This window comes from Comamonas sp. A7-5 (genome assembly GCF_039581385.1).
Taxonomy (GTDB): Bacteria; Pseudomonadota; Gammaproteobacteria; order Burkholderiales; family Burkholderiaceae_C; genus Comamonas; species Comamonas thiooxydans.
Window position 1 is genome coordinate 279,946 of record NZ_JBCPWO010000003.1, and the last position, 14,476, is coordinate 294,421.

Consider the following 14,476-nt stretch of genomic DNA (forward strand, 5'->3'; position numbering starts at 1 on the left):
GCGGCCAATCTATTAGGATGTGCAGCCTATAACGCACCGGAGTCGGGGACAGCCTTCTGATATTTTGTGGATAACTTCCGCAAAAGCTACAATACCAACCCCGCAACTGTTCCTCCTATCCACAATTAGACTTTTGACAATGACAGAGGAACCAACCAATGATGCAGGCCAGGCCCTGTGGCAGGTCTGCGTTGAGCAACTGGGTCAGGAGCTGCCAGAGCAGCAATTCAACACCTGGATCAAGCCGCTGACGGCACTCGTTGCAGAAGATTTTTCCAAGGTCACCGTCTATGTGGCCAACCGCTTCAAGCTGGACTGGATCCGTGCCCAGTATGCGGGCCGCATCTCGGCCATGCTGGAGTCGCTCTACGGCCAACCCGTCACTCTTGAGTTAGCACTTGCTCAGCGCGAAAGCGTTGTTCGTACTTATGTGCGCCCTCCTTCATCGACTCAGCAGGCTGCACCGCAAACGCACAATGTCGCCGTGCCCACCGTCACCAGCGAAGAGGCCAGCGCACCGGTTTTCCGCACCCGATTGAACCCGGCCCTCACCTTCGAGACGCTGGTCGAAGGTACGGCCAACCGCATGGCGCGCTCGGCCGCCATGCATGTGGCAGGCTCGCCCGGTCACCTCTACAACCCGCTGTTCATCTACGGCGGTGTCGGTCTCGGTAAGACCCACCTGGTGCATGCTGTGGGTAACCAGCTGCTCAAGGACAAGCCCGACGCCAAGATTCTCTACATCCACGCCGAGCAGTTCGTCTCGGATGTGGTCAAGGCCTACCAGCGCCGCACCTTCGACGAGTTCAAGGAACGCTACCACTCGCTCGACCTGCTGCTGATCGACGATGTGCAGTTCTTCGCCAACAAGGACCGTACGCAGGAAGAGTTCTTCAATGCCTTCGAGGCCCTGCTGGCCAAGAAGAGCCATATCGTGATGACGTCCGACACCTACCCCAAGGGTCTGGCCAATATTCACGAGCGCCTGGTCTCGCGCTTCGACTCCGGCCTGACGGTGGCCATCGAGCCGCCCGAGCTGGAAATGCGCGTAGCGATTCTGATCAACAAGGCCCGCGCCGAGAACGCCGACATGCCCGAGGAAGTTGCCTTCTTCGTGGCCAAGAACGTGCGCTCCAACGTGCGTGAGCTCGAAGGCGCGCTGCGCAAGATCCTGGCCTATTCGCGCTTCAACCAGAAGGAAGTGTCGATCCAGCTGGCCCGCGAGGCCCTGCGCGATCTGCTCAGTATTCAGAACCGCCAGATTTCTGTGGAAAACATCCAGAAGACGGTGGCTGACTACTACAAGATCAAGGTGGCCGACATGTACAGCAAGAAGCGCCCGGCCAGCATTGCCCGGCCGCGCCAGATTGCCATGTACCTGGCCAAGGAGCTGACGCAAAAAAGCCTGCCCGAGATCGGCGAGCTGTTCGGCGGCCGCGACCACACCACGGTGCTGCACGCCGTACGCAAGATTGCGGGCGAGCGCCAGACCAACACCGAGTTGAACCAGCAGCTGCATGTGCTGGAACAAACGCTCAAGGGTTAAGAGCGTGTTCACGATCTGCTCGCGCCGACGTAGAGATCATGACCACGCTCTGAAAAACTCCCCCATGAATGTCACTCACACAGGGCAAAATGGGGAATTCACGCGGCATGAGGGAGCGTCCGCCCTGCCCTGCGGATGCCGCCGCGTCAAAACAAATGCGCACTTAAATCACTGAGGTTGACATGATCGTCCTGAAAGCCACACAAGACAAAGTTCTCGCGGTCCTGCAATCGGTGGCCGGCATTGTCGAGCGCCGCCACACGCTGCCCATTCTGGCCAATGTGCTGATCAAGAAGACCGGCAATGCACTGCAGCTGACAACCAGCGATCTGGAAATCCAGATCCGCACCACGGCCGAGCTGGGCGGCGACGCCGGTGACTTCACCACCACCATCGGTGCCCGCAAGCTGATCGACATCCTGAAGACCATGCCCGGCGACCAGACCGTGAGCCTGGAGACGCAGCAGTCCAAGATGATTCTGAAAGGCGGCAAGAGCCGCTTCACGCTGCAGACCCTGCCCGCAGAAGACTTCCCGCTGGTGCAGGAATCGGCCGCCTTCGGCCCCGCTTTCAGCGTGCCGCAGAAGGTGCTCAAGGACCTGCTGGGCCAGGTCTCCTTTGCCATGGCCGTGCAGGACATCCGCTACTACCTGAACGGCATTCTGTTCGTCGCCGAAGGCAACACCCTGAGCCTGGTGGCCACCGACGGCCACCGCCTGGCCTGGGCCAGCGCCACGCTGGATGTGGAAGTGCCCATCAAGCAGGAAGTGATTCTGCCGCGCAAGACCGTGCTGGAGCTGCAGCGCCTGCTGTCGGACGCCAGCGGCGAGAACCAGCCCGTCATCGAGATGCAGTTTGCCAACAACCAGGCCAAGTTCACCTTTGGCGGCATGGAGTTCGTGACCAAGCTGGTCGAAGGCAAGTTCCCCGACTACAACCGCGTCATCCCGCGCAACCACACCAACAGCGTGACCCTGGGCCGCGCCCCGCTGCTGGCATCGCTTCAGCGCACGGCCATCATGACCAGCGACAAGTTCAAGGGCGTGCGCCTGTCGGTCGAGCCTGGCACGCTGCGCGTGGCGTCCAACAACGCCGAGCAGGAAGAGGCCATGGACGAGCTCGACATCGACTACGGTGGCGACACCATCGAGATCGGCTTCAACGTGACCTATCTGATCGACGTGCTCACCAATATGAGCCAGGACATGGTCAAGATCGATCTGCAGGACGGCAACAGCTCGGCGCTGGTCACCATCCCCGAGAACGAAAGCTTCAAGTACGTCGTGATGCCCATGCGCATCTGAGTGGACCGAACGCAGCCAGCCATTTCATTGCCTGAAATAACAGGAGCGGCTACCGCTCGTCCTGTAATGATTTCAGGCAAGTATTCATTTGAAAGTTATGCAGGTCAGGCGCCAACAGCTCCTGACCTTGTAGCAGCAAGGTAATTTCATGACCGAAGAGAACAAGCCAGACACCCAGACCGCCGCAGATGCAGGCGGCTATGGCGAAGGCGCAATCCAGATCCTGGAAGGCCTGGAGGCGGTGCGCAAGCGCCCAGGCATGTACATCGGTGACACCTCGGACGGCACCGGTCTGCACCACCTGGTCTTCGAGGTCGTGGACAACTCCATCGACGAAGCGCTGGCCGGCTACTGCGACGACATTCTGGTCACCATCCATGCCGACGGCTCGCTGTCCGTCATCGACAACGGCCGCGGCATTCCCACCGGCGTGAAGATGGACGACAAGCACGAGCCCAAGCGCTCGGCTGCCGAAATCGCGCTGACCGAGCTGCACGCCGGCGGCAAGTTCAACCAGAACAGCTACAAGGTCTCGGGCGGCCTGCACGGCGTGGGCGTGTCCTGCGTGAACGCGCTGTCCGTCTGGCTCAAGCTCACTGTCAGCCGTGACGGCCGACGCCACGAAATCGACTTCTCGCGCGGCTTTGTGCAGAACCGCCTGATCGAAGTCGTGGACGGCGCAGAAGTCTCGCCCATGCGCGTGGTCGGTGCCAGCGACAAGCGCGGCACCAAGGTGCACTTTCTGCCCGACCAGGAAATCTTCAAGGAGAACTTCGAGTTCCGCTACGAGATTCTGGCCAAGCGCCTGCGCGAGCTGTCCTTCCTGAACAACGGCGTGCGCATCCGCTTGAAGGACGAGCGCGACGGCAAGGAAGACGACTTCTCGGGCGCCGGCGGCGTCAAGGGCTTTGTGCAGTTCATCAACGGCACCAAGAAGGTGCTGCACCCCACCACCTTCCATGCCAACGGCTCGCGCCCTGCGGAAACCTATGGCGGCATTCCCGGCACCGAAATCGGTGTCGAGGTGTCCATGCAGTGGAACGACAGCTATGCCGAGCAGGTGCTGTGCTTCACCAACAACATTCCCCAGCGTGACGGCGGTACCCACCTGACCGGCCTGCGCGCCGCCATGACCCGCGTGATCGGCAAATACATCGCCGACAACGAAATGGCCAAGAAGGCCAAGGTCGAAGTCTCCGGCGACGACATGCGCGAAGGCCTGTGCGCCGTGCTCAGCGTCAAGGTGCCCGAGCCCAAGTTCTCCAGCCAGACCAAGGACAAGCTGGTCAGCTCGGAAGTGCGAGCGCCCGTGGAAGACATTGTGGCCAAGAGCCTGACCGACTTCCTCGAAGAAAACCCCAACGACGCCAAGATCCTGTGCGGCAAGATCATCGAGGCGGCCCGCGCCCGTGAAGCCGCGCGCAAGGCCCGCGAAATGACGCGCCGCAAGGGCGTGCTCGACGGCATGGGCCTGCCCGGCAAGCTGGCCGACTGCCAGGAAAAAGATCCTGCGCTGTGCGAAATCTACATCGTCGAGGGTGACTCCGCCGGCGGCTCCGCCAAGCAGGGTCGCGATCGCAAGTTCCAGGCCATCCTGCCGCTGCGCGGCAAGATCCTGAACGTGGAAAAGGCCCGCTACGAAAAGCTGCTGTCCAGCCAGGAAATCATCACCCTGATCACCGCCCTGGGCACCGGCATCGGCAAGGTCAGCGAAGACTCGGGCAAGAGCAGCAGCGACGACTACAACCCCGACAAGCTGCGCTACCACCGCATCATCATCATGACCGACGCGGACGTGGACGGCGCCCACATCCGTACCCTGCTGCTGACCTTCTTCTACCGCCAGATGCCCGACCTGGTCGAGCGCGGCCATATCTACATCGCCCAGCCGCCGCTGTACAAGGTCAAGAACGGCAAGGAAGAGCTCTACCTCAAGGACGGCCCGGCCCTCAACAAATACCTGCTCAAGATCGCGCTGAACCATGCCAGCGTGAACACCGGCGGCGACAATCCGCGCACCGTCGAGGGCGAAGAACTGGCCAAGCTGGCCAACATGCACCTGGCCGCCGAAACCGTCATCGAGCGCCTGTCCAACTTCATGGATGCCGAAGCCCTGCGCGCCATTGCCGATGGCGTACAGATCAAGCTCGACACCATTGAAGAAGCCCAGGAGTGCGCCCCGATTCTGGAAGCCAAGCTGCGCGAGCTGACCACCACCGGCGTGCCCGCCGATGTGACGGCCGAGATCGACCCCAACAGCGAGCACCCCATCCTGCGCATCAGCCGCCATCACCACGGCAACATCAAGAGCTCCATCCTGACCCAGGAGTTCGTGCGCAGCCATGACTATGCCGCCCTGTCCGACGAAGCGCAGAACTTCGTCGGCCTGCTGAGCGAAGGCGCCAAGGTCACGCGCGGCGAAGGCGAGAAGGCCAAGACCGAAAAGGTCGGCGACTTCCGTCAGGCCATGGCCTGGCTGATCTCCGAAGCCGAGCGCACCACGGGCCGCCAGCGCTACAAGGGTCTGGGCGAAATGAACCCCGAGCAGCTCTGGGAAACCACCATGGACCCCAATGTCCGCAGCCTGCTGCAGGTCAAGATCGGCGACGCCATTGAGGCCGACCGCGTCTTCACCATGCTCATGGGCGACGAGGTCGAACCGCGCCGCAACTTCATCGAAGACAACGCCCTGCGGGCAGGGAATATCGACGTTTGATGTTGTGTAGGTGGATGCAATAAGTGGGATTTTGGTAAGTAATGGGTGGAATTTTTATTACTGACGGCTTCGAAATAGCTATTGCCTAAAACCACTTAAGGCTTACCAAAAAAAGCCGCTTCATGCGGCTTTTTTTGGTGAGGCTGGTACACAAAGTTTAAAAAGTGCACCTCAATGACGCCAAGCAAGAGCAAACGCACCAGTAAACCAAGAGGAAAAAAACAGTCGAACCCTGCTTCAACCGGGGGAAGCGGCATATCCTTTGAGAATCGAGTGCAAGCTACTAGGCTGCTCACAATGTGTTTAGGTTTCAGTCCTCCAGGCACACAGGATGGACGCATAGTTGCACTTCAGTTCCAAGCACGCATCCATGGCCATCACACTGATGATTTGGTGTGTCATATTGAGTCGAGTGAGGGGCGGCGATTTCGTACGTTGCTGCAGATGAAGAGAACACTCGCAGCACGCGAGAAAGACAAGTCATTTGCAGAGTGCGTAACAGCAGCATGGACCGACTACCAATCCGAAGGTTTCGTTCGTGGACACGACGCCATATTCTTCGTTTATGACTCGGTAAGTACTGCCTCAATGAAAGGTGCAGCTACGATTTGCACTTGGGCTCGCTTTTCAGCTACTCCTGAGGAATTTCTAAATAAGGTCACCGCCGAAGGCTTCAGCAATGCAGCCAATCGCAATGCTCTCGCCGCTATCCGGAAGATTGCCGGTGACTGCGCAGAACGAGCAATTGATGACCAAGAGCTCTTTGACTTCGTCAAGCATCTAAATTGCCTGCCTCATGACCTTGACCAAGACAATACTGCTGAACATAACACTCACCTGAACTGGATACGCCAAGCAGCAGCGCTGGTTGGAGAGGTCGCCAACTCACAGGAGATATGGTCGTCGCTGGTGACCGCATGTGTGGCTGCAAATGGAGTTGCAGGTACAGTCAACTTCGATAATCTAAATGCGATTATTGGCGAGCGGCTTAATGGACTTTTCGCAGGAGCTCGAAGCTACATGGCTGCTCCCTATGCAGTCATACCAAAATCTAATCAAGCACCTCTCCAAGCTCAAGATATTTTAGCCAATGAGCTGGCACGCCTATCAGGTCTAGTTGAGTCACTCACCCATCTGCAGCCCACGGTTCAAGACCACTTACCAGCAGCTCGCGACGACTCCGTCAACAAACTGATTTCTGAACAGTTGGACGGAATTCATGCACGCATCAAAGAGCTTCGCTACACCGACGGGCTTGAAGACTTGGTCCGATTGGGCAAGTCTCGTGAACAGTTCGATTTACATCAGGAAGCACGTTGGCATCTACTGATAGGAACTTGTAAATGGCATGCTAAGGATGCTCAAGCGGCGGCGGCTGACTTCATCCGAGCTGCGGAGCTAGTCAAGGACGACGATAAGTTCGCTGCTGCTGGGATTCGCGGCTTGCTTTTACAAGGTAACGTTCCTGAAGCGGCTGCAGCGGGCGCAGCAACCATGAAAGCCTTTCCCGACTCACTTGCAGTGTGGCAAGTGACGGCCAATGCTCGAATGAATCTTGGAGAGAAGCTCGCCTTTGAAGACATTCCTGCGCCGTTTAGAAGTGAGGCGGATGCCCTTCAGACTCTCGCATGGGGCCTCCACCGGCAAGGTGACAAGGCTGGAGCAGCACAAGTTGCAGTCCAAGCTCTCGATGCAAGCACCCCTAGTTTTTTCACCCGTGATACTGCTTTGTCTCTATGCCTCGAGTATGCGGTAGGTGATGGTATTTCAGTTTCCTTGCACGTACTTAATGCAGAAGAACGGCACCTCCTTGAGCGGTGCGTCAGCGAGTTCTCTCCAAGTGCAGAACGCTTGTGGCAAGTCCAGAGCGTTGAAGCAGTCTCTACTGCTGCATCAAACCTTGCAATGGCTCATTTGCTTCTTGGCCGAGCAGCTGTCGCATTGGCTTTTCTGCAGGACGCGCGCACGCATGGAGTATCTTCACCAGACTTTCTGCGTGTCGAGATGGAAGCCTTGGCGGCAACTGGTAAGCGTGACGAAGCTATTGCCCTCGGTAAGTCTCAGATTGATGATTTATCAACTGAGGCACTTGCCATGTTTGCACAACTCGCAGGTGAAGACGACGACCTTGAATCGGTGGAAAAAGCACTTGAAGCCGCGGAAAAACTGGCTCAAAAGCAACCTGGATTGGTACAAAACCTCACCGGTATGAGGTGGACAATCCTCGCCAAATCCGATTCTCAAGCAGCACTTCAATCAATTCGCGCCAGTGATTGGGCTTTAGCCCATTCAGTATCCGAGCTAGTGGCGGGAGCGCAAGTTTTACGCAGTAACGGCTTCGGCGACGAGGCTGCAGAACGCATCAACCGCGCATTAGAGCTTCTGCCGAATAGCAAGCTTGCAGGTGAAAAATACTTAGTCGCTCATTACCTACTTTTTACACGTGACTACGCACAGGCTGCAACTGTTTTGGAGCAAATTGCACCTTATGGCAGGCACAGTCAGCTCCATGCGGATTTATTACTTTGCTATCTCCGTTCCGGTCGACGTGCAAAGGCCAAGGAACTCATCGACTCGTTTCCTCCGGGTTGGCAATTACACGCAGACACAAGACATCTAGCTATGGAGCTAGGTCAAATTGCAGGCGACTGGGACTTATTGAATGCTCTAGTTCCAACAGAGTTTGACCAAGCACCATGCGAAGTACGAAGCTGGCTGTTGAGAGTGTTAGCGGCTGCACACACTTCTGCCGAAGAAATTGCCTTGGTGCTTAAAGACGCGCCACTGAGCCTCTCTGGAAGTTCTCAAGAGATTTGTCAGCTTGCTTCTTTGGAACTACGCCACGGGTACAAAGAACAAGCGATGCGTCGGCTTTATATCATGCGCCGAAACCGCTTAGACAGCACAGAATCGGCTGCGGCGCACGTCGTGACACTCCTCGCGGTTACTGATGAACTTCCACTTATGGACGATGAACTACCTAGCGTAGTTCCCGGCACAACGGTAACGCTCACAGACGAGGAAGGCCGAGACCAAACCTTCACACTTGACCCTAGCGGTCTTCCCAAGCTTCCTTCAACACTGGAGTTCTTGAAAGCTGGCTCGAAGGAAGCCTCAACTATCACCGGCCTAGTCATGGGAGCTGAGCTGACCGTCCCTGATACTCAGGGTGAGCCGCGAGTTCTAACTGTTCGACGTATCTGTTCGGCATATCGTCGCTTGCTGGAACTTTCCCAACTTGCGCTTCATGCGCCTCTTGCGCCCTCCCCGATAGCAAGAGTAATGACGATTCACAACAAGAAAACCGGTGAACCTGATTTTTCCGGGCTTACTCGTCAACTCCAGCAGGACAACGAGCACGGCAAGAAGACTATCGACACGTATGCATCCTCGCCAATTACTTTAGGGATGCTAGCCAGCCTGCTTCGGCGCGATGTAATCAATATCGTGCGTGGGTGGCCTTTAGATGCCTCTGCGATTCAGGTCAGTGGAGGAAGTCCGGAGCAAAGAGCGCAGGCCATTGAGTACCTAAATTCAGGGCAGGGACCATACCTCATTGATTCAGCAACCCTCGTAGAGCTTGGAATGTTGGAATGCCTTGATGTGCTGAATGTGCTGCCTAAGCTCCTCATCACATCCCACACGAAAAATGCTTTAGAAGCAAAGCTGGCGGAGGCAAAGGTTGAGCGAACTATGGGAACTGCTTTCGAGCAGGACGGAAAGCTAGGCTTTGTCGAGGTGACAGCAGAACAACGCCAGCAAGAAATTCGTTTCTTGCAGACTATCGTCGACTCAGTAAAGAAGCACTGCCGCGTTGTTCCTTCCTACGGTACCGATTCGCTTTCCCCCATTGCTTACCAAATTGAACAGGTCGTATCAACGGAAGAATTTTCGTTAATTCTCTCTGCTGCGGAGCACAAAGCAACGTTGATTTCAATGGATGCACGACTGCGTGCAATCGCGAACTCTTTAGGCATCCTGGGAGTTTGGCCTCAAGTCTTGCTCATGTACGCACGCGACCTCGGTCAGCTCCCTGCAATGTCGTATTCCCTAGCAACAATGCGGCAGCTATTTGCTAACCGCACGTTCATTTCTGTGACCGCTGAAGACCTCGCGTTCATGGCATACCAAGGGACTGATTGGCTTAAATTCGGCATGTCTCGATTCACGAGGTATGTTGCGCTGCCTGAGACGGAGTTCAATTCTGTTTTTCGGGTATCTGTGGAGTTCATCCAGCGATTGGCTTACCAAGGGCCGTGTCACTTTGGCGCTCTCTGTCAAATTCTTCAACTTCTCGCGGAGGGCTTATCCCGGCACAAGGAGGCGCCAAGCGACCTTAGGCTCAGCTTGTTTGAGGCCGTGCTGAGAGCCATCCCCATGGATAAAGATGCAAGCAGGCGCGAACAACTCCTGCGCGTAGCCATCCAGAAGGGGTACCAGAGGGCGCAAGAGCCCAACCAAGGAGAGCTCAAGGACGTCCAAGTCCTCATGTGCAGCGAGCCACCCTGGATTGCATATGTGGCCGAACTGCCAAATGACGAGACAAGCGAAGTAGGCTTGGTGACCGCAACGAGTGGGGCGAAGCCGAATGACGATGCCAGTCCAACGTCTGCGTCCGATTCCGCAAACAACCCGTTCAGTTGACGAGGTGCGAAGCAGTGACAGTGTCCACAGTCATGGCTCTGATTGAGAGGCGCCAATGGGCAGTGGCCCTCGATCCTTCAGTTTGAATCGCCCCGGGATTCGCGGACGCTGTTTGGTTTAAGTCAGGCCACCACCTCGGCGTTCTGACTGGCGAGTTGCCGGTAGTAGTTTGCCTCGGCTTCTGCTGGCGGGATATACCTGATGGGTTCGAGCAAGCGATGGTGGTTGAACCACGACACCCATTCGAGCGTTACGAACTCCACTGCCTCCTTGGTTTTCCAAGGGTGCCCGGCGATGAATGAGTTCGGCCTTGTAGAGCCCATTGATGGTCTTGGCCAAGGTGTTGTCATAACTGTCGCCCTTGCTGCCCACCGACGGCTCAATGCCTGCTTCGGCCAGCCGCTTGGTGTAGCGGATGCTGACGTACTGCGAGCCCCTGTCGGAGTGACGGACCAGACGCGGCTCGACCCCGAAGACATCCCGATGCTTGTCGATGAAGATCTTCAAGACTTGAGCCAGCGGTTGAGCTCCGCCTGGGCGAAAAACGCACTGGCCAGCTTCAGTATCTCGTTGGCCCGCCGCAGCTCCTTGACCTCGCGTTCCACCTCCTTCATCCGCTGCGCCGCGCTGGTCGTGATGCCTTCGCGCACGCCGTCATCGATCTCGGCACGCTTGACCCATTCGTTCAAGGTCTGCGGCACGCCGCCAATCTTGGGCGCGATGGACTCGATGGCCGCCCACAGCGATGGGTATTCCCCACGATGCTCCTGCACCATCCTCACGGACTTCAGGCGAGAAATTGTTCGACTTCTTCATGGCTCAGTTGAGCCTCCTCAAAAGCCGGGGCGATTCACAACGCAAGCTGATCGTTGATCTAGACACTCCCGAAGATGCTTATTGGCTACTGAAAGATCTACGCGACAACTTCGAGCCCTGTCTTCAACACAAATCCGCGTGATTCGTGATGTTCTTCGGCTATCTAGCGAAGAGCATGCCGCACCTGCGGACATCGAGCCCGTGCGCCGCCTAAGACGCCGCTCCAGACTGGAGGCTGCTATGTAGAGCCGCAAAAGAAAAGCGGGACAGCCTTTCGGACAGTCCCGCTGGTCAGTGCATGGTGATCGAAATAAATGAGGCAATGTCGCCATAACCGCTTTGGGCACCTTACGGCTGAGCAGCTACAGACGCTTGGCTTAACGATCCACTCGTCCGGGACCCAACATCTAGAGCCATAGCAGGCTCGTGATGCGAGGTATTCCAGCTGCGTTTACGCAAGGTTGACGTCATGCAATTGTTTTACTATGATTCAATCTACACCTAACGTCAGGTTTCTATTTAATGTCTTCTAACTTACTACAAATCGGTGAGCTTGCCCAACGTGCCGACGTCAGCCATCGCACCATCCACTACTACGAGCGGATTGGCTTGCTGCGCCCGGCAGAGCGTGAAGGTGTGGGTTATCGGTACTACGACGAGCAAGCCGTGCAGCGCCTGGAGAAGATCGCCGCTTTGAAAAAGCTGGGCTTGACCTTGGATGAGATCGGCCAAGTCATCGACCTGTACTTCGAGGATGCCAGCGGTATCAAAGGCAAGGAACAGGTGCTGAAAATCTTGGAGGCACAACTGATAGCAACGCGCAGCAAACTGGGGGAGCTGCGCGACTTTGAGCGTGACCTGGAGAGCAATATCAAGCGAATGCAGTCGCTGATTGATGAGGCTCGCAAGCACCGCTAATGCAAGAGGGAGTTCATCGCTCCTTTTCATCTCAAATCTACACTTGACGTAAGGTTTACATTATGAATTTGCGAGAATTTTTGCTGATGCCGATCTTGATGGCTGCGGCATTGCTTGTGGTGGGACAGCTCTACGTGACGCTGCCTTTGGTGAACGATCTCGCGGATCACTGGCAAGTGACGCCAGGACTGGCCAGTTGGGCGGGTAGCTCGTTCGGCTTTGCCTATGTCGCTGGTTTCTTGCTGCTGGGGCGGCTGTCGGATCACCATGGCCGCCGCCGCATCATGCTCGCGAGCCTATGTGCAATGGCCCTGGCGAGCGTTGCGGTGGCTGCTTCGAGCAATTTCGGCATGTTGCTGGTCGCTCGGGCGCTGCAAGGGCTGGTGGCATCAGCTTTTCCGCCCGCCGCTCTGGCACTCGTAGCGGAAGTCTTGTCTCCCGCTAGGCGCCCATGGGGCATCTCGCTACTAAGCTTCGCTTTCCTGGCGGCGGCTCCATTGGCGCAATTTCTGGCAGCACAGTCTGCAGGCTTGGGCTTGCCGACCCTCATGCTGGCCGTCGCGGTCGCAAGTGTGCTGCTGTCCACTGGGCTCGCGATGGTACTGCCTCCTGAGGCACAAGCCCCCAGGGACAACGCCATGCCCGCACCACTCTCGTCCCAGCATTCCAAACTAGCGGGTGTCTGGCTGACCGCGCTAACGGTGCTGTTTGCATTCGTCACCTTCCATGCCGGAGCGCAGGCCATGGCGATGGCCGGGACTGATCTTCAAACCTTGCGTCTGGCTGGGTTGCCTCCTTTGCTGCTCAGCGTGGCGACCGCCAGTTTGATTCGTCGCATCGGCACCGTCGCCACCGCGCGCACCGGTTTGGTCACAGCAGCGCTAGGCCTGCTTGCTGGCGCGCTGGGACATTTCGGTGGACTGGTTGTTGCCAGTGTCTTGTTGTCGGCCGGAGTTGCTCTGGCCGTCCCTGGACTGATCGGCACGCTGGCATCTCGGGCAGTACCCGCCAGCCGTGCGCGGGCCATGTCGATCTACAGCTTTGCACTCTTCGCCGGCGCCAGCCTCGCTCCGTTGGCGGCAAATGCTCTTGCTCCTTGGGGGTGGCTCGCTCTGATGCTCCCCCCTGCCGCCGCGTTGTTGTTTGCCGCAGCCGTTGTAGATGGACTGCCACAGCTTTCGCGCCGTTCTTCTTCGGAGGAGGCTAGCTTGCTATGAAGTTGTTTAGATCTCATGCAGTCGTGTCGACTGCGCTGCTGTGCTCTGCCTGCGCTATGGCCTCCCCTCCCCATTCACTCCCATTGAAAAGACGCATTACATGATCATTAGCAGCAACTTGATTCGTTCCGTCAATCCCCCTGGCACCTTGATTCCTGGTATTTCCCAGGCAGTCATCGTCGGTGGCGGCAGAACTATGTATCTGTCGGGGCATGTTCCTCTGTCAACTGAAGGCAAGGTGCCAGCTGGAATGGAGGCGCAGTTGGTACTGGCCTTCGAGAACCTGAATGCCACTTTGATGGCTGCAGGCGCCACGGCTCGCAATCTAGCGCGCATCTCCATTTATGTGCGGGACTTCCATGCGGATCAGTTACCCGTGATTCGCCAGGTGCGCGACCGGTTCATTGATGAAAGTCTGCCGCCAGCCAGCGCCTTGATCGGAGTAGCCGAACTTTTCCACCCCGACGTGCTGGTGGAGGTCGATGCCATCGCGGTGCTGCCCCCTACACACTGAGCTTCCATGTCCCTTTCTACTGAGGAGTCCATCCATGTCTCGTTTCCTTACTGCTGTCGTGCCTGCAGCGCTGTTGCTTGGCGCTTGCGCTGTGACCTTTGCACAGCCGCGCCCATCTGGTCCGGAGAAAACCACCATGAGCTCATCCCAAAGAACCATCTCTCAGTTCGTGCCTGACACTCATGCTCAAGTCGGTCAGCGAAATGTGACAGTCGATGAAGAAAAGGCAGTTCTGACCCGCTATGAACGCCGCGATGCTCGTAACTCCGGCCCAGAGGGTGAGCACTTCAGCACGGTCGTTGCAGCGGACGGCACGCTCAAGGGTTTTGCCAACATGTCCCTGGATTTAGTGGGCAAGCCCCTGCCGTCAAGCGAACGCAGCGAGCAGATCGCCCGTGACTTTCTGCGCGAGGCTGCACCCGATCTGATTCCGCGCATGAAGATTAGTTGGATCAAGCCACACGACGAACCCATCCGTATCGTGCGCAATGGTCGTGGCGAAACAGTGACGCTCACCGGCATGAAAATGAAGGCGCGTAACCAAGCTGACGGCCGCTGGTTCTGGGTCATCGTCGGAGCCGATGAAAAGCCCATGGTATTCGAGCGTGACATTGTGTGGATCACGTTCCCTGGCCATCGCAAAACTGAGAAATGGCTGCACGACGGTTGGTTAAAGGAACAGGCAGCCAGTAAGCCGACCTAAAAAGTTCAAGCCGACCCGCATTCTGCGGGTAGCTCAGCCACAATTCTTTGCTAACGAGCTGTCTTGCCATGAAGGCCAGAAGCATGAATGCTTCTGGC

Annotated in this window: 8 protein-coding genes, 1 pseudogene and 1 other annotated feature; of the genes and pseudogenes, 8 read left to right on the top strand and 1 reads right to left on the bottom strand. The window is 57.1% G+C overall.

All coding sequences use genetic code 11. The features are described 5' to 3' along the window. Positions 1-139 precede the first annotated feature (139 nt). From dnaA to AAIL67_RS06845, 4 genes are all read left to right on the top strand, one after another. Entirely contained in the window at positions 140-1,546 is a 1,407-nt protein-coding gene (gene dnaA / locus AAIL67_RS06830; RefSeq protein ID WP_003064795.1) for a chromosomal replication initiator protein DnaA, read from the top strand. A 182-nt stretch (positions 1,547-1,728) separates the two neighbouring features. Beyond that, a complete protein-coding gene (gene dnaN, locus AAIL67_RS06835) occupies positions 1,729-2,850 on the top strand; it encodes a DNA polymerase III subunit beta (protein ID WP_003064798.1) in 1,122 nt (373 codons plus the stop codon). A 148-nt stretch (positions 2,851-2,998) separates the two neighbouring features. Further along, a complete protein-coding gene (gyrB, locus tag AAIL67_RS06840) occupies positions 2,999-5,566 on the top strand; it encodes a DNA topoisomerase (ATP-hydrolyzing) subunit B (RefSeq protein ID WP_275053780.1) in 2,568 nt (855 codons plus the stop codon). 174 nt (positions 5,567-5,740) lie between these two features. Further along, on the top strand, positions 5,741-10,210 hold the full coding sequence (locus tag AAIL67_RS06845) for a hypothetical protein (protein ID WP_343483644.1): 4,470 nt from the start codon (positions 5,741-5,743) through the stop codon (positions 10,208-10,210). Between the two features lie 122 nt (positions 10,211-10,332). Here the strand turns inward: AAIL67_RS06845 and AAIL67_RS06850 are convergent. Next, positions 10,333-11,026, bottom strand: a pseudogene (locus AAIL67_RS06850) (transposase). Then, positions 10,651-10,759: a sequence feature (AL1L pseudoknot), on the bottom strand. (Overlaps the previous pseudogene by 109 nt.) 522 nt (positions 11,027-11,548) lie before the next feature. Here AAIL67_RS06850 and AAIL67_RS06855 point away from each other — a divergent pair. The 4 genes from AAIL67_RS06855 to AAIL67_RS06870 all read left to right on the top strand — a co-directional run bounded on the left by AAIL67_RS06855 (position 11,549) and on the right by AAIL67_RS06870 (position 14,378). Next, the gene (locus AAIL67_RS06855) at positions 11,549-11,944 is read left to right on the top strand and encodes a MerR family transcriptional regulator (RefSeq protein ID WP_253232887.1); all 396 of its coding nucleotides are present in this window, start codon (positions 11,549-11,551) and stop codon (positions 11,942-11,944) included. Between the two features lie 62 nt (positions 11,945-12,006). Further along, complete coding sequence (locus tag AAIL67_RS06860) at positions 12,007-13,161, top strand: MFS transporter (RefSeq protein WP_343483645.1); 1,155 nt, start codon at positions 12,007-12,009, stop codon at positions 13,159-13,161. Between the two features lie 100 nt (positions 13,162-13,261). Continuing rightward, entirely contained in the window at positions 13,262-13,675 is a 414-nt protein-coding gene (locus tag AAIL67_RS06865; RefSeq protein ID WP_343483646.1) for a RidA family protein, read from the top strand. A 34-nt stretch (positions 13,676-13,709) separates the two neighbouring features. After that, positions 13,710-14,378: a hypothetical protein gene (locus AAIL67_RS06870; RefSeq protein ID WP_343483647.1), complete on the top strand. Its 669-nt coding sequence runs from the start codon at positions 13,710-13,712 to the stop codon at positions 14,376-14,378. Positions 14,379-14,476: the final 98 nt, after the last annotated feature.